This is a genomic window from Streptomyces sp. NPDC028368 (assembly GCF_055565615.1).
In genome coordinates, this window is sequence record NZ_JBVHTY010000005.1 from 488,386 (window position 1) to 504,894 (window position 16,509).

10 protein-coding genes, 1 tRNA gene, 2 pseudogenes and 1 riboswitch are annotated in these 16,509 nt (G+C 69.7%); of the genes and pseudogenes, 6 read left to right on the plus strand and 7 right to left on the minus strand.

Translation table 11 applies throughout. The features are described 5' to 3' along the window. The 3 genes and pseudogenes from ACZ4S3_RS15095 to ACZ4S3_RS15105 all read left to right on the plus strand — a co-directional run. A pseudogene (locus ACZ4S3_RS15095) lies at positions 1-427 on the plus strand (DEAD/DEAH box helicase); the annotation flags it as partial. A gap of 251 nt (positions 428-678) precedes the next feature. Continuing rightward, positions 679-754: transfer RNA gene (locus tag ACZ4S3_RS15100), tRNA-Lys, on the plus strand. A 295-nt stretch (positions 755-1,049) separates the two neighbouring features. Continuing rightward, the gene (locus tag ACZ4S3_RS15105; protein WP_467932545.1) at positions 1,050-2,189 is read left to right on the plus strand and encodes a PP2C family protein-serine/threonine phosphatase; all 1,140 of its coding nucleotides are present in this window, start codon (positions 1,050-1,052) and stop codon (positions 2,187-2,189) included. A 19-nt stretch (positions 2,190-2,208) separates the two neighbouring features. On the opposite strand, the gene ACZ4S3_RS15110 is transcribed toward ACZ4S3_RS15105, so the two are convergent. After that, positions 2,209-3,399, minus strand: a complete 1,191-nt coding sequence (locus ACZ4S3_RS15110; RefSeq protein WP_467932405.1) for a DUF2332 family protein — start codon at positions 3,397-3,399, stop codon at positions 2,209-2,211. A 487-nt stretch (positions 3,400-3,886) separates the two neighbouring features. Next, positions 3,887-4,019, plus strand: a riboswitch (cyclic di-AMP (ydaO/yuaA leader). Between the two features lie 12 nt (positions 4,020-4,031). Between ACZ4S3_RS15110 and ACZ4S3_RS15115 the strand changes: the two genes are divergently transcribed. Beyond that, positions 4,032-5,252 carry a M23 family metallopeptidase gene (locus ACZ4S3_RS15115; RefSeq protein ID WP_467932409.1) on the plus strand — a complete coding sequence of 407 codons (1,221 nt, stop codon included), beginning with the start codon at positions 4,032-4,034 and terminating at the stop codon, positions 5,250-5,252. A gap of 64 nt (positions 5,253-5,316) precedes the next feature. Then, positions 5,317-6,258 carry an aldo/keto reductase gene (locus ACZ4S3_RS15120; RefSeq protein ID WP_467932413.1) on the plus strand — a complete coding sequence of 314 codons (942 nt, stop codon included), beginning with the start codon at positions 5,317-5,319 and terminating at the stop codon, positions 6,256-6,258. A 78-nt stretch (positions 6,259-6,336) separates the two neighbouring features. Here the strand turns inward: ACZ4S3_RS15120 and ACZ4S3_RS15125 are convergent, their stop codons facing one another. After that, positions 6,337-6,639, minus strand: a complete 303-nt coding sequence (locus ACZ4S3_RS15125) for a hypothetical protein (RefSeq protein WP_467932417.1) — start codon at positions 6,637-6,639, stop codon at positions 6,337-6,339. 104 nt (positions 6,640-6,743) lie between these two features. Next, positions 6,744-8,936 (minus strand): annotated as a pseudogene (locus tag ACZ4S3_RS15130) (DUF3427 domain-containing protein); the annotation flags it as partial. 252 nt (positions 8,937-9,188) lie between these two features. Between ACZ4S3_RS15130 and ACZ4S3_RS15135 the strand changes: the two are divergent. Next, complete coding sequence (locus ACZ4S3_RS15135) at positions 9,189-10,289, plus strand: MrcB family domain-containing protein (RefSeq protein ID WP_467932421.1); 1,101 nt, start codon at positions 9,189-9,191, stop codon at positions 10,287-10,289. Between the two features lie 18 nt (positions 10,290-10,307). Here ACZ4S3_RS15135 and ACZ4S3_RS15140 read toward each other — a convergent pair whose 3' ends face one another. The 4 genes from ACZ4S3_RS15140 to ACZ4S3_RS15155 all read right to left on the minus strand — a co-directional run bounded on the left by ACZ4S3_RS15140 (position 10,308) and on the right by ACZ4S3_RS15155 (position 16,026). Then, positions 10,308-11,672, minus strand: coding sequence for a PrsW family intramembrane metalloprotease (locus ACZ4S3_RS15140; RefSeq protein ID WP_467932425.1), 1,365 nt, complete (start codon positions 11,670-11,672; stop codon positions 10,308-10,310). 295 nt (positions 11,673-11,967) lie between these two features. Beyond that, entirely contained in the window at positions 11,968-12,882 is a 915-nt protein-coding gene (trmB, locus tag ACZ4S3_RS15145; RefSeq protein WP_467932430.1) for a tRNA (guanosine(46)-N7)-methyltransferase TrmB, read from the minus strand. 283 nt (positions 12,883-13,165) lie between these two features. Beyond that, complete coding sequence (gene lhgO, locus ACZ4S3_RS15150; protein WP_467932432.1) at positions 13,166-14,377, minus strand: L-2-hydroxyglutarate oxidase; 1,212 nt, start codon at positions 14,375-14,377, stop codon at positions 13,166-13,168. A 200-nt stretch (positions 14,378-14,577) separates the two neighbouring features. Beyond that, positions 14,578-16,026, minus strand: coding sequence for a hypothetical protein (locus ACZ4S3_RS15155; protein ID WP_018092687.1), 1,449 nt, complete (start codon positions 16,024-16,026; stop codon positions 14,578-14,580). Positions 16,027-16,509 lie beyond the last annotated feature (483 nt).

A 16,509-nucleotide genomic window follows, 5' to 3' on the forward strand; every position in this document is an offset into this window, starting at 1 on the left:
TGGCTTCAACCGTGACCGTCGCGATGACCGTTCCGGTGGTGGCTTCAACCGTGACCGTCGCGATGACCGTTCCGGTGGTGGCTTCAACCGCGACCGTGGTGATGACCGTTCCGGTGGTGGCTTCAACCGCGACCGTGGTGACCGCCCGAGCCGCCCGTTCAACCGCGATGACCGCTCCGCCGGCCGTCCGTCCGGTGGCTACCGCTCCGGTGGCGGCGACCGCCCGTTCAACCGTGACGACCGCTCCGCGGGCCGTCCGTCCGGTGGCTACCGCTCCGGTGGCGGCGACCGCCCGTTCAACCGCGATGACCGCTCCGGTGGCGGCGACCGTCCGTACGGCCGTCGGGACGAGCACCGTGGCTCTGGCACCGCGACCGGCTCCTTCGGCCGCCGCGAGGACAAGCCGCGCTGGAAGCGCAACGGCTGACCGCTGATCCGCTGATCCGCCGCAGGGCCCGTACGACACGCAAGTGCCGTACGGGCCCTGCGCGTTGTGCGGTGGCGGCGGCGGTGTCGTACGGGGGTGCCGAGGGGATCGCCGGAGGCATGACACGCCGGTTTCGGGGCGTCCCGGCGAGGGGCACCGGCTCGCCGCCGGTTCCTCGGGCGCCTCGTCGAGGGGCCCAATGGGTAATGCCTTCGGGATGCGCCGCGTGCTCGGGCTATGCTGCTCGGTGCGGGCCATTAGCTCAATTGGCAGAGCAGTGGACTTTTAATCCATTGGTTCAGGGTTCGAGCCCCTGATGGCCCACCAGTTCTGACGCCCTGTAGGGCTCTGACCAGTGAAGGGGCCCCGGTACGCGAGAGCGGCCGGGGCCTTTCGCATGGGTGGCCAACCGGTCGGCCGGCGTGGCGACGTGTCCGGCCGCGGCCCGTACGGCCCATCCGCCCGCCCGTGACCCGTACGAGAGCCGTCCGCCCCCGCCGTGACCCGTACGGCCCATGACGATTCGCCGACCGGCCCCGTACCGGAAACCCTTGGGGAATCGGAGGCCTTGGCAGCGGCGAAAGCCTTGGCGGTGGAAGAGGCCGGGAAGAGGCCGGTGCGGATGCTTCGAGGCGGTGGGAACGGCACGGGCGAGCGGGAGCGGAAGGCACGCCGCGCCCGCTTGTCCCCGTTCGGCCGCCGCCTGGCCCGCTGGCTCCCCGCCATCCTGATAGTCGGCGGCCTCGCCTTCGACATGGGCACGCCGCCCCAGTACACCGCCGCGCCGTTCTTCTCCGCCGCTCCCCTGGTGGCGGCGCCCCTCTACTCCCTGACCGCCACGGCCCTGACGGTCGCCGCCGCGGTCGTGGGCGAGTACGTGGTCGTCACGTACCACAGCACAAAGGACAACACCGAGTCGGTCACCGAGGCCCTGACCGTCCTGGTGGTCGCCTTCCTGGCCCTCGGCATCAACCGGGTCGTACGGCGGAGCGACGCCCGCCTCGCCTCCGTACGCGACGTCTCCGAGGCCGCCCAGCGCGCCCTGCTGCCCACGCCGCCCGACCGCATCGGCGGACTCGCGATCGCCGCACGCTATGTGGCCGCGCAGGCCAACGCCCGGATCGGCGGCGATCTCTATGCGGTGCAGGACACCCCGCACGGCGTACGGCTGATCGTCGGCGATGTACGGGGCAAGGGGCTGGAGGCGGTGGAGGCCGCGGTGATCGTCATCGGCGCCTTCCGGGAGGCGGCCGAACAGGAGGCCACCTTGGAGGCGGTGGCGGGCCGGCTGGAGAGGGCGCTGCAACGGGAGGGCGGGCGGCGCGAGGGGCTGGACCAGTTCGAGGGGTTCACCACGGCCGTCCTGGCGGAGATCCCGTCCGGCACGCACTCCGTCCTGCGCATCCTCAACCGCGGTCACCCCGCCCCGCTGCTGCTCACCCCCGACGGCGGGCTGTGCGAACTGAACCCCGCCTCTGCCGCGCTGCCACTGGGGATGAGCGAGATCGCGGGGTGGCCGGACCGGGTGGACGAGACGTTCTTCCCGGCCGGATCGCTGCTGCTGCTGTTCACGGACGGGGTGACCGAGGCCAGGGACCGGGCCGGCTGCTTCTACGACGCGCCGGCCCGGCTGCGCGGCCACCACTTCCCCGGGCCGGACGCCCTCCTGGACGTACTGGCCCAGGACGTGGCCCGGCACACGGGCGGGCCGCAGGCGGATGACATGGCGCTGCTGGCGGTGCAGCGGCCGCTGGGGGAGTAGCGGCTGTCGGTTGAGCGGCTCAGCGGGCGGGTGTGTTCTCCGGAAGCCAGTGGAGGCTCTCGCCGTGCGGGCCGGTGAGGGCGACCGGGCGTCCGTCGAGCGCGAGGGTCAGCAGGTGGGCGTCCTCGGGGCGCAGGGTCTGGTGGGCCGGGGCGGTCATCCAGGGGAGGGCGGTGTGGTGCTCGTGGGAGATCCAGTGGCCGGGGCCGCCGCGTTCGGCGAGCAGCGACCGTACGAGAGGGGCGAACTGCGCACGGCGGGCGGGCGGGAGGGAGGGCAGTACGGCCGCGTGGAAGATGACCAGCGTCGCCTCGGGCGGGGCCTCGGCGGCCAGCGCCGGCAGCTCGTCGAGCGGATCGCCGCGGACGATCCGGGGGCGGGGCGCGGGGCGGACCGCCTCGACGGCCGCCGCGAGCCCGTCGGCACGGTCCTGACCGCCGGCGCCGCGGTCCCCGTCTCCGGGCCAGCACAGGGCCTGGAGCCAGCGGAGGTCATCGCGTTCGGCGACGGGGTCGAGCGGGTCGAGGTCGATGCCGGCGCGCCAGACGATGTCGGGGAGGCCGGTGGGGGCCTCTGGCACGGGGTGGGGTCCGGAGGCGGTCGTACGGCACCGGAACGTCACGGGGCTCCCGGGGGCCCCGAACTCCGCGCCGAGGGCCGCTCCCGGGGGCGTGCCGAGGCCCGCGTCCGGGGTGGCGTCCGGGGTGGCGCCGAGGTCTCCGTCAGCACGCGCGTACCGGTACTCGTACCGATATCGATACCGGTCGGGATGCAGGCACAAGCCCGCCGACGCCCCGACCTCCAGCAGCGCGAGCGGCTGCGGCAGGCGGGTGAGCAGCGGCAGCAGGGTGGCGCAGCGGGCCGGTTCGCTCGTCCGGTCGGTGCGCCGCATGATGACCGTACGGACCTCGTCCCAGTGCCGGATCGTCCACTCGCGCCAGCGTCCGTACGCCGCCTCGTCGCGCGGTCCCTGCTCGGCGTGCGGGCCGTCGAGATAGCGGACGGCGGCCAGGAGGAGGGTCGGCTCCTGTTTGTTCCCGGCCGGCAGCGACCCCGACAGCAGGTCGCAGAACTCCGCGTCGTGGCTGATCCGGGCGGTCAACTCCGCGTGCGCGTCGGACCGTCCCCGCGCCTGCTGCCAGGAGAACTCGCGGTACCGATCCGCCACTGTCTGCGCGCTGTTGACGACGTTGACCACGTTGACGACCATGATCCGACGTTACTGCTCTCACGCTCCGTAATGAGCAGGCACCCCTCCGCATAACAACTGACGCACAATCAGCATGGAATCGTTTGGCGAGGGGCGGTCAGGTCGCCCGGTTTGCGCCCCTGGTGGGTGAAAAAGTCCACGCCAAAGCTCGTGCGCAGGGGATACGGATTCGCGGGAGGGCTTGGAAAACCGCCGCGATCTCTATTACTGTCCGATAACGGAGCACGGTTGTCCCAGCCGTCGCAAGAGACGGCACCGCGCGCCGCCGCCGAATCCCGCAAGCGCACGCCATGCACGTCCCGCACGTCACGCATGTCGGCACGTCAGCACATCAGCAGGCCACGCATGTCTTGAGGGCACGCAGCAGCATCCGTACGGAACGGGCGAATCCGCACCGGTCGGCACGAGCTGCGCGACCTGCACGATCTTGCACGACCTGTGCGACCTGCACGCACACCCTGCATGACCTGCATGAACTGCACGACCTGCATGAACTGCACCGAGGGAACCGGGGAACCACCACCTTGGGGTGAATCGGACGCCTTCCACCAGAGGCGCCCGTAGGAGACCTTCCTGCTCCGAACCCGTCAGCTAACCCGGTAGGCGCGAAGGAAGGAAAGGAGTGCGCCCCCGTGGCGTCCAACAGGCCTGCCCCCGAGGTTTCGTCCGCCGACCCCGATGACCGGGGACCGTTCGATGACCGAGGCCGTTTCGACGGACCCGGCGTCGTCTACCAGGGCGGGGTGCGCGACCGCGAACGTGACGGCGTACGCGACGGCGACGGACCGTGGGAAGAGTGGAACCCCACCGAGGAGTCCGTCCGGTCCGTCCGAGGCAAGCACCGGGTGGCCAAGCAGCGCAGCGGCGGACTCGCGCGCAGCGGTACGGTCCTGGGCGTCGGCGTCATCGCGGCGGTCGGCGCGGGCGGCATGGCCACCGCGGAGGACCGGCCGCCGGTCCCGATATCGATGCCGGACATCGGCGGTATGGCCGACGACATCGCCGACAAGCTGCCGGACGTCCATTCCCTCCCCGGCGTAGGCGACCTCATATCCGACTCCGGCTCCGACTCCGCTTCGGACGCCGACGGCTCGTCCGCGTCCCCCTCGTCGGCCTCCGCCCCCTCTTCTTCCTCCCCCTCTTCCTCGTCCGGCTCCGGTCCCCTCTCCCAGGCAGGCCTCACCCGGCACGAGGCCGCCCAGGGCGGTGGCGCGGGCGAGGCGCTGCGCAACCGCATCCTTCAGCAGGCGGACGCCCAGCAGGGCGCCGCCGAGCAGGAGGCGCGCGACGCCGCCGAATCGGCCGCCATCGATCGGGCCGCGAAGGACGCCACCACACACCAGCAGGCGGCAGAACAGGCCCAGGCGGCCAAGAAGGCGGCGGAAGTGGAGGCCCAGCGCAAGGCGGAAGAGGCGGCCCGCAGGAAGGCGGAGGCCGAGCGCCTCGCCGAGCTGGCCAAGAGCTTCATCACCCCGGTGGCCTCGTACACCCTCACCGCAGGCTTCGGCCAGGCCGGCGACCTCTGGGCCGCGGACCACACCGGCCAGGACTTCGCGGCGCCGACCGGCACTCCCGTCAAGGCGGTTCACTCCGGAACCATCACCCAGGCGGGCTGGGCCGGCTCGTACGGCTACCGCATCGTCCTCACCCTCGACGACGGCACCGAACTCTGGTTCTGCCACCTGTCCTCCATGGTGAAGACCTCCGGCAAGGTCAGTACCGGCGATGTCATCGCCCGCGTGGGCGCCACCGGCAACGTCACCGGCCCGCACCTCCACCTGGAGGTCCGTCCGGGGGCCGGCGACCCGATCGACCCGATGCCGTGGCTGCGCGATCACGGGGTCGGCGTCTGACGGCACGGCCTACGCGAGTGGGGGGCGGGGAATAAGTCCCCGCCCCCCAACGCTGCAACAACGCATGACCGCGACACTCAAAACACTTGGCTCGCTCTCCGTCTTCCCCCTCTCCCTCGGGGGCAACGTCTTCGGCTGGACGGCCGACGAAGCCGAGTCCTTCGCCGTGCTCGACGCGTACGTGGCCGGCGGCGGCAACTTCATCGACACCGCTGACGTCTACTCGGCCTGGGTCCCGGGCAACAAGGGCGGCGAATCCGAGACCGTCATCGGCAACTGGCTGGCGTCCCGCGGCAATCGCTCCGACATCGTCATCGCCACCAAGGTCGGTGCCCACCCCGACTACAAGGGCCTCTCCGCCGCCACCATCAAGTCCGCGGTCGACGAGTCCCTGGCGCGCCTGCGTACCGACTACATCGACCTCTACTACACGCACTACGACGACGAGTCCGTCGAGGTCGCGGAGTTCCTCACCGCCCTCAATGACCTCGTCCAGGCCGGCAAGGTCCGCGAGATCGCCGCTTCCAACATCTCCGCGCGGCGCCTGGAGGAATCCCTGGCCTTCTCCGCCCGCGAGGGCCTGGCCCGGTACGTGGCGCTCCAGCCCCACTACAACCTGGTCTCCCGCGACACCTACGAGGGCGAACTGGCCGACGTGGCCGCCCGCCACGGCGTGGCCGCGGTCCCGTACTACGCCCTCGCCTCCGGCTTCCTGACCGGCAAGTACCGCCCGGGTGCGACCGTCGACAGCGCCCGCTCCGAAGGCGCCGCCAAGCACGTGTCCACCGACCGGGGCCGCCGCGTGCTCCAGGCCCTCGACACCGTTGCCGCCGCCCACGACGCCGAGGTCGCCACCGTGGCCCTGGCCTGGCTTGCCGCCCGGCCCACGGTCGCCGCCCCCATCGCCAGCGCCCGCACGGTCGCCCAGCTCCCGGCCCTGCTGGCGGTCGCCGACCTGACGCTCACGGAGGCCGAACTGGCCCTCCTCACGGAGGCTTCGGCCTGACCGCAGGGGCGCACAGACGGGTGCGGGCCGGGGACATTTCCCGGCCCGCACCCGTAAAACACCCCTGCGACCTGGCGCTTACGCCCGACGGTCCACCGCCACCCACGACGCCACCGCAACCGCACCCGCCGCCGCAAACACCGCAGGCCAGGCCCCGATCTTCTTGGCCAACGGATGAGACCCGGCGAACGCCGCCACATAAGCCCCACCAAGCGCCGCAGCCGTAACCCCGCCGGCTTTCCGCTGCCACTCCCGCGCCGCCACGGCCCCGGCCGCCGCCAGCGCGATCCCACCGAGGGGCCGCTTCTTCGTCCAGCGGGCTACGCCGTAGCCACCGACAATCCCACCTGCGGCCACTATCGCCGTAGGAGCTCCGGCCATCAGTACAACCTCCTCATCAAGGGACAACTCCCCCCGACTTTACGTGTGGTCGTCAGCAGACGCGGGCGAGGTGCCGGTTAAGGGAGGTGGTAACCCGCAGGTGTTCAGACGTCGTTGTGACCTGCGTACGTCAAGACATCCGCAGGCAGCGGGTGATCGAGATTCCAGACAATGCCCATGGGCTTGCTGGATTCATGAGATACGTATTCGGCCGGCCCTAGGAGCATCCAGGGTTGAGGGCCGCCGATGTCCGTCGACTTGAATCGGCGAACGAAGAGCAGCACGTGTGAGCCGCACTCCTTGTGTTGTTGGTAACGCAGTCCGGTGGGTGACGTATCCGAGGTCTGATTCTGAGATTCCCAGTGGAACTGCTTTGGGCTTATCGCGTAGTCCTTGTAGCGCGTCTGTGGAGAAAAGTCTTTTTCATCCTTCTCTAGCGTGATCAAGAGTGCGTCCGTATTGATGCTCTCGCACCACCGCACGCCTTCGCGGAAGTGCCCAGGCTTGAAACCGTTCACCGCTGCCTGTCCGAGAGCAGGCAGAATTTCTTCGAGGCTATACGAAGCATGGACCATCATCGGGATAGCGCTGTGGTCTCCAATGAGAGGAACAGGGTAGTGCTCCGTGTGTTCCAGGTTGTACGCGAGTACCTGACGTAGCTCGGCTCTGAACGCAGTGTGGGGACGGAGCGTGGCAAACCCCTGCGCGTAGCTGGCAAAGCCGCCGCCTAGGGGCCACAGCGAGAAGAACAGCATGCGCGCGTACGCCTGATCGATGGGGTCGAGTGTGTCGTACGGCGGCGCGCTGTCGTCGAGCATGCGGGCATAAGCAGCCACTCGCCTCGGGTCGTCGACGTGAAGGAACGCTGAGATGCGCTTGAGGAGTGCCTCCTCTCCCTCTGGTGCGGCTTCGGGCAGCAGCTGCGCGCGCCGCAGAAGCCGCGTCCAGGAGTTATTCGACTTGTAGAGTTCCCGCAGGTCGCGCTGGCTTTCTTCTAGGTAGCGAGCCAGATTGGGTTCGGCGTACGAGGCCACTTCGCGCGCAAGCTGTGTGACCTTGACACCTACTTGGCTCTTAATGTTCTCGAGGATTCTTTCCTTTGACTTGCGATCCAGGGTGATTTGGCACCCGGATGGAAGCTGCGGGAAGTCCAGCCCGACGTGTTTCGCAAGTCGATTACGCGTCAGGTTGGTGAGTGCACGGAACTGCTCTTCAAAACGAAATTCCTTGCGGTGCTGCCCGATGAAGTCCAAGACGGTAAGCGCCGCTTTTTTTGGTGTACGTCGGAGTCCTCGGCCGAGCTGCTGCAGAAAGATGGTGGCGCTGGACGTCGGGCGCAGAAGAAGCAGCGTATCGACGTCAGGAATGTCCAGACCTTCATTGAAGAGGTCTACGGAAAAAATAACCTGCATCGCGCCGTCACGCAGCGCCGCGAGAACGCGTGCCCGCTCTGCTGATGGAGTGGTTCCGTCGAGAGCCGTTGCGTTGAATCCGGCTTGACGGAAGAAGTCGGCCATGAACTGGGCGTGGTCAACCGAAACGCAGAAGCCCAGTGCCTTCATCGTGAGCGGATCGGCCACTCTGTCGTGGACAGCTTTGAGGACCAGCTGCGCGCGGGCGCGGTTCCCGGTGAAGAGCGTATTCAGTTCGACCGTGTCGTAGGCACCACGTTTCCACGTGATCGCCTCGAGGTCGGTGTCGTCGGCGATTCCGAAGTAGTGGAATGGGCTGAGGAGATCGTTCTCTAGCGCTTCCCATAGACGCATCTCGGCAGCGATGCGACCGTCAAAGAACTCATCTTGGACATTGTGCCCGTCCATTCTCTCTGGGGTCGCCGTCAGGCCGAGGAGCTCAGCCGGTTGGAAGTGGTCGATTATGCGTCGGTACGTCTTCGAAACCGCGTGATGGAACTCGTCGATGACGATGACGTCGAAGTGATCGGGGGCAAGCCGGTCGAGGGCGGACTGGCCCAGCGACTGCACGCTGGCGAATACGTGGTTCCAGTGCGAGGGGACTTCTCCGTCGACGTGCAATTCCCCGAAGTCGGTGTCACCCAGTACGTGTTGGTAGGTGCGGAGCGACTGCTTCAAGATCTCCTGGCGGTGCGCGACGAAGAGGAGTTTAGGAGGGCCGTCGGTACTCTGCCGCTTGAGGTTCACGTAGTCGATTGCTGCCATAACGGTTTTGCCCGTACCGGTGGCTGCAACCAGCAAGTTGCTATGGCGATTATGGATCTCACGCTCGATGTGCAGTCGTTCAAGCATGTCTTGCTGGTGAGGATAAGGCTGCAATGCGAGTACCTACAGTCTCGTATGTTCTTACCGCCAGAATTTTTTCCGTCGGCTCGGGTGAGGGCTTCCTTCGGGCGATTCATTTCATGGCCTGGGGCGAGTGTCTTCTCTGGTGGTCTGCCCCGGATGCTGCTGTAGCAGCACACACTGACAGCTCGCGCCAATTGCGTCAGCTCGAGTGGACAAGGATGTGGCTCAAAAGCATCGACATGACTCGATCTCTATCCAATTTTGTTCGTTTCTCGATAGTTTTTGACCATGGGTATACGTGATCTCCTCCTCGACGTGGCCGACAAGTTCGACCTCACACTCGCCACCACGAGTGGGAACCCCGGCCAGGAAGTGCTGAAGGCGGCCGGCGCACGACTTGTGGGGGCCTTGCCATACGGCATGAAAGCGGAGGGGCATGGCGGACAGGGCGGAGCCGCAGCGACGCCGTGGATTCGGGTATTTGATCCAGCCGCCAGGGGTCGTGGCACGGATGGGCTGTACCTGGCATACATCTTTGCGGCGGACCTGAAGTCAGTTGCGCTGACGCTGCAGCAGGGGGTCACCGTGTTCAGCGAAAAGCTGGAGACTAAGGGACAGAGGCTCCGTACCCACTTGGAAGTCAGGGCCCGATCGTTGCTGGCTGAGCTTCATCGTGATCTGGTTGCGGATTGGACCGACCAGCCACAGTTCAAGCATCCCGGTTGGCGGCCACGCGCGTATGAGGCCAGCAGCGTCGCCGCGCGCTGCTACCAGACCGATCACCTGCCGAGCGAGGGCGACCTCTGCGCGGATCTCGGCAACATGACCACGATTCTCAAGGCAGCCCTTGATGTGGAGCCGCAGATCGAGGTCGTGAACGACCCCAACGGGCCGATCGTGGAGTACACCAGCCGTGGTCATGGCGCACACCAGGGGCTGGACGGGTTCCGACCAAAGACCGGCGATGACTACAGGGTGCAGATCGCGGCACGTGAGCAACGGAAGAAGCAAGTTCACGAAGGCCTGATACAGCGTTTTGGGCCATACATCTTGGAACGAGGCTTCACTCCCATCACGGCGCAGATGCACCCGCGCGATCTTGTGCTTCAGGCAGATGGCGCCGAGTGGCTGGTCGAGGCAAAGGCGGTGAAGAAAGGGAACGCCACCCAGGCAGTTCGAGAGGCTGTGGGCCAGCTCCTGGAGTACCGCTACTTCTGGTACACGCGGAAGAACGAGCCCAAGCCGCACCTCTTGGGGCTCTTCTCGGAAGACATAGGCGTCTACGCCCCGTACCTCGAACACCACGGCATCGGGGCCATTTGGTGCACGTCCGTGGGGTGGGTGGGCTCTACCTCAGCGGTCGCGTGGGGAATGGCTGACGGCAGCTAACGGGGCGGGCGTAGGCCGTCAGGAGCTGTACGGCCTTGCCCCGCCCGGATCGTATGGCGGCTGAGGGGGCGGGCCGTGCGGCAGAGGTGGCGGCACGGGCCGGTGTGTCCGGGTCAGGGCCTCGGCCAATGGCGCCTGGGCCCAGGGCTGGTAATGCCAGAGGTGGAGCAGCAGCTGGTGCTCCCGGGTGCTGAAGTCCGGTGTGGGGCCCATGAGGTGGGCGCGGCGGCGGTGGAAGGAGAGGGCCGTGGCGAGGGTGGTGTATTCGGTTACGGCTCGGGCGGCGCTGGGGCCTTGGGTGCGGCGGGCTATGTCGCGGGCCAGGGCGCGGGTTTTGAGGGAGGACAGGGCGGTGGGTTCGGCGGGGGCAAGCCAGCCGGTGGCTATGTAGGGGGCGAGGTAGCGGCGGAGGGAGAGGAGTTCCTGGTGGCGGGACCAGATCGCCAGCCAGGTGAGGGTGAGGAAGACGGGGACCATGAAGAGGCCGTAGACGGTGAGGAAGCCCAGGTCGCCGAGGGAGGTGGCGCCGTTCCAGATGGCGTGGAGGAGGACGGCGGTGCCCAGGCCGAGCAGGATGAGCGCGGCGCGGGTGGCGCGGCGGTGGGAGTGGCGGGTGGCGGCTATCCCGAAGGCCAGGCCGGTGAGCATGGTGAAGAGGGGGTGGGCGAAGGGGGAGACGATGATGCGGATGAAGAAGGTGCCGGCGGTGAGCGAGTGCAGACCGGAGTGGCCCATGGACTGGTCCTCGCCGAAGGCGCTGCCCAGATAGAGGATGTTCTCGGTGAAGGCGAAGCCGGTGGCACTGAGCCCGGCGATGACGAGGCCGTCGGTGATGCCGTCGAAGTCGCGTCGGCGGAAGCGGTAGAGGAGCAGGACGGCGGCCGCCTTGACCGATTCCTCGACGACCGGGGCGATGACGGTCGAGCCCCAGGCCTGGGCGTCGGAGGGGGACGCGCCGAGGACGTTCCCGGCCAGCCAGTCGGTGGCGAAACCGTTGGCGAGAATCGCGACCAGGGTGGCGGCGCACGCCCCCCAGGCGAAGGCGAACGCGAGGTTGCGCCATGGCTCGGGCTCTATCCGGTCCAGCCAGCAGAACGCCGCGATGAGCAGCGGTACGGGGAAAACGGCGAGGCCGAGGCCGACCAGGAACCCCTCGGTGCCCGTCTGGCGGCGGACGATGGCGAGGATCAGTACGCCGGAGAGCGCCAGCAGCGAGATCAGGGTGAGGGCGCGGACGGTTTTGCTGTGCCAGGGCGCGGGCCGGCGGCGCGGGTGGGTGTGCCGGGTCGCGTGGGGGTACGGGTGAAGCTCGTGGGTGTCCGGGTGCGGGTGGGGTGCGTACGCCGGGAGGGGCGGCTGCGGGGGCGGCTGGGACGGGTACACCCATCGACCCTAACGAGCCGTGCCGGGGTGTCGGGCACCTGGAGGAGGGGCCGTGATCGCCGCCCTTGAGGGGGCCGTCGTCGCGCCCGTCCGTCGGGTCCGTTGTCGCGCCCGTGCGTCAGTCCGTCGTCGCGCCGATCGTTGCGCCCGGCGACGACTGTGGCCGGGGCCTGCGTGAGCTCCGGTCGACTGTGGGGGCGTGATCGTGGGGGCGTGATGGTAGGGGGGTGATGGTCACGTCACGGTCGCGCCGCCACGGCCGTGACGATACGGCCGTGACGACGGACTCCCGGCGCTACGGCCGGCGGCGGAAGATCAGGTCGTGGACGACATGGCCCTTGTCCAGGCCCTGGCCCTCGAACTTGGTGAGTGGCCGGAAGTCGGGCCGGGGTGCGTAGGAGGTGTGGAGGTTCTCCAGCGTCGGGTCGGCGGAGAGCACCTCGAGCATCTGCTCGGCGTACGGCTCCCAGTCGGTGGCGCAGTGGACCAGGGCGCCGGGCGCGAGCCGGGTGGAGGCCAGGGAGACGAACTCCGGCTGGATCAGGCGGCGCTTGTGGTGGCGCTTTTTCGGCCAGGGGTCGGGGAAGAAGACGCGCAGGCCGGCGAGGGAGCCGGGGGCGAGCATCTCGCGCAGCAGGATGATCGCGTCGCCGTTCGCCACCCGGATGTTGGACAGGCCGTTCCGCTCCGCGAGACCGAGCAGATTGCCCTGGCCGGGAGTGTGCACGTCACAGCCGAGGATGCCGGTGTCCGGGTCGGCGGCGGCCATCTGCGCCGTGGCCTCGCCCATGCCGAAGCCGATCTCCAGGACGACCGGCCGGCCGTCGAAGAAGGCGTCCAGATCGATACGGGAGAGACCGTCGATGTCCCGGCCCCACTTCGGCCACAGGCGGCGCAGCGCATCGGCCTGCGAGGGCGAGACGCGGCTGCGGCGAGGCTGGAAGGAGCGGATCCGGCGCTCGTGGTGCGAGCCCGCGGGGTCGGCGGCGGGGCCCGTCCCGTCAGGGAACATCGGCTCGCCGCGGCGGGGCACGGCCGCCGAGGCGGCGGTGGCGCCGAGGCGAGGAGCATCCTGCGCGGCGGCTTCCTGCGGGGTGGGGCCCGGGGCGGCAGCGGGCCGCGCGCCGGTCTCCAGGCCGTCGGCCTCGAGGGCGTCGGCCTCGCGGAGGGCGGCTTCGGGGGTGGCGGGGGTGGCGGGGTTCTCGGACACAGTGTGGTGATTCTACGGATGGCGGGGGCGAGGTCGGGAGCAGCCGCCCACGCCGGCGGAAGCGGGGGCGGGGGCAGAGCGGGACGGAGGCGGGGGCGGGGCGGACCGGGACGGCGGCGGGCCGGGCACGGCGCCCGAGCGGAGAGCGCCCAAGCGACGAGCGCCCGCGAGCAGAGCCCCCAAGCACCCACGAGCGGACCACCCAAGAGGCGCCGCCCGAGAGGCGAGCGCCAGAGGAGACCCCCCCAAGAGACCCCCCAAGAGCCCCCCACCACCCCGCCCCTCAGCCCCCCATCACCCCCAGAACCCTCCGCGCCACCTCCCGCCCGATAGGCAGCGACGCCGTGGCGGCAGGCGACGGGGCGTTGAGGACATGGACCATCCCGGGGGACTCCGCGAAGAGGAAGTCATCGACGAGGGTGCCGTCGGGAAGGACCGCCTGGGCGCGCACGCCGGCCGGGGACGGGCACAGGTCTTCCTCGCGGGCGGCCGGGAGAAGGCGGCGGACCGCGTCGGCGAAGGCGCGGCGGGAGAGGGAGCGGTGGAGTTCGCCGGCGCCGTAGCGCCAATGGCGGCGGGCTATCCGCCAGGAGCCGGGGTAGGCGAGGGTGCCGGCCAGTTCGGCGGGGCGGATGGTGCGCCAGTCGTAGCCCTCGCGGGCGAGGGCGGGGACGGCGTTCGGACCGATGTGGACGGCGCCGTCGATGCCGCGGGTGAGATGGACGCCCAGGAAGGGGAAGGCGGGGTCGGGGACGGGGTAGACCAGGCCGCGGACGAGGGAGGCGCGCTCCGGGGCGAGGGTGTAGTACTCGCCGCGGAACGGGACGATCCGCATGCCGGGGGCGTCGCCGGCCAGGCGGGCGATCCGGTCGCAGTGCAGGCCGGCGCAGTTGACCAGGGCGCGGGCGCGGTAGACCGTTTCGGAGGTCGTACGGACCGCCACCCGGCCGGGGCGGCGGCCGATCGTCGTCACCTCGGCGCCGTACACGATGCGGGCGCCGGCGTCCGTGGCGAGCGCGGCGTACCGGCGGGCGACCGCGCCGAAGTCGCACACGCCGGTCGTGCCGACATGGATGGCGGCCAGCCCGCGCACCTCGGGTTCGTACTCCGCTATCTGGGCGGGGCCCAGCTCGCGCACCGGCAGGCCGTGCTCGCGGCCGCGCTGGATCAGGCCGTGCAGGCGCGGGAGCTCGCTGCGGTTGGTGGCGACGATCAGCTTGCCGGTGACCTCGTGCGGGATGTCGTACTCGGCGCAGAACTTGACCATTTCCGCCGAGCCCTGGAGGGCGAAGCGGGCCTTGAGGGAGCCGGGTGGGTAGTAGATGCCGCTGTGGATCACGCCGCTGTTGCGGCCGGTCTGATGGCGGGCCGGCCCCGGCTCCTTCTCCAGCACCACGACGCGCGTGCCCGGCGCGGCGCGCGTGATCGCATACGCCGTGGAGAGCCCGACGATGCCGGCACCGATCACCAGCACATCGCAGTCGTACGCCGCCACTGCACCTCCCCAACCGGCGACCCGCAGATCCGCCCCTGGCCGGGGACCCGCACGTCATCGCCGACGACGTACTCCATCATGACGGCCACCACTGACAATGCGGCAAGGACGAGCCGCGACCGGCAGCCCGCCCGAGCCGCACGCATTCCTTAGGGCCTGTCCGGTGGATCACGGCCGGAGCCTCGGCTACCGGACAGGCCCTAGGCCGGCGCCGCCAGCAGCGGCCGTGCCCGCTCGCGCAGCTCCACCACCCGCGGCTCGTCGCCGTACGGCTCGAGGCGGTGCAGCAGATCGCGGACGTACTCGGTGGTGCGGGCCGATGAGATCCGGCCCGCCACCTCGACCGCGCGGGTGCCCGCGGCGCAGGCCGCGTCCAGGTTGCCCGACTCCAGTTCGGCGACCGCGGACACGACAAGACGCAGGCCGTGGGAGCGGACGAACTCCTCCGTGGGACGGGAGAGCGCCTGCTCCGTGAAGCGGCGGACCTGGCGCGGCAGGCGCAGATCGCGGTAGCACTCGGCGGCGTCGGCGGCGAAGCGCTCGTACGAGTAGAAGTCCAGCCAGGAGGGGTCCGGGTCGCCGCCGCGGGAGCGTTCCAGCCAGCCTTCGGAGGCCTTCAGCGCCACCTCACAGGCGCGCGCCTCGCCGGCCTTGGCCTGCGCCCGCGCCTCCACCAGGCGGAAGAAGCTCATGGTGCGGGCGGTGGCCAGGCCACGGTTGCGTTCCAGGGCGGCCTGGGCGAGGTCGACGCCCTCGTCGGCGAAGCCGCGGTACGTCGCCTGGAGCGACATCGACGCCAGGACATAGCCGCCCAGGGGCACGTCGGCGGCGGCGCGGGCCAGCCGCAGCGCCTGGATGTAGTACCGCTGCGCGGCCTCCTGCTGGCCCGTGTCGAAGGCCATCCACCCGGCGAGCCGGGTGAGTTCGGAGGTCGCCCCGAAGAGCGCGCGGCCGACCTCGTCGCTGTACGAGGCGAGAAGTAATGGTGCCGCGTCCACCCGCAGGCACTCCGGCACCATCGACGAACGCCAGTCCCCGCCACCGTACTTGGAGTCCCAGCGGCGCGCGTCCTCCGCCGCCTCGCGCAGCTTGGAGACGTCACTGTGGCCGACGTGCTGCGGGATCCCGGCGTCACCGGCCGCCGCGGCATCCTTGTCACGCGCCTCGGCCGCCTCCCGCGCCACCGAACTGTCTGCCGGGGATATCAGCCAGCGCGAGGCGGGAGTGGCGTATGCACTGACGGCGAACGATCCGGCCAGGCTCTGCCAGATGCCGCCACCGCCGGCCCGCCGCCCGGCCAGATCGAGACGGTAGAGCTCGGTCGCCGAGCGCACCGCCGCGCCCACATCGCGGGGAAATGCCAGGCCGACCTCGGGCGCCGGGTCGGCGTCCGCCAGCCCGATCTCGTGCAGCGGCACCGGCCGGCCGAGCTTGCTGCCGATCGCGGACGCGATCAGATGCGGCGCGGCGCCCTGCGGCACCATGCCCTTGGACACCCACCGGGCCACCGACGTCTTGTCATAGCGAAGCGTCAGTCCGCGCTGCGCACCGAGGTCGTTGACCCGGCGCGCCAGTCCGGCATTGCTGATACCCGCGAGGGCGAGAACGGTGCCGAGCTTTTCGTTCGGCCCGCGTATATCCCTGGACATGCGCACCCCTCGACACAGCGACAGCCTCCCCGGTACCCCGGAGCATGCGTCCACCCAGAGTAGTTCGCCGGATCCCGACCGTTAAGAGTCGGTCTCCCGGATGGCGAGATTCGTGTTCAAACAGGGGTGCGGGAATTGGCATGTGCTCCGGGTACGTGTGCCCGTGCGCCCGTCCGTGCGCGCTGGCCGCCCGCCGCCGGGAGCGCTTCCATGGCTTCTGCGTGGGTTGGCCCGCTGCACTGGATCCAGTGGGCTGGGGGACACCGCCACCTCATTCCCCGCGGGTGGCGGTCCGGTCCGGGGGGCGAAGCCCGCCTCCCGGACCGTCGCGCAGGTCGATCTCCGGCCGGACTCCGGTCGGCCACGCCACCGGTTGACGCGGCGCCCGAATGCGTCAACTGGACGGAAAAGTAAGGACTTTGGCCGAAAATCGACGGGCGACGATTTTACGCCGCCGCTCACTCGGGGCCGCCCCGGGGGCCA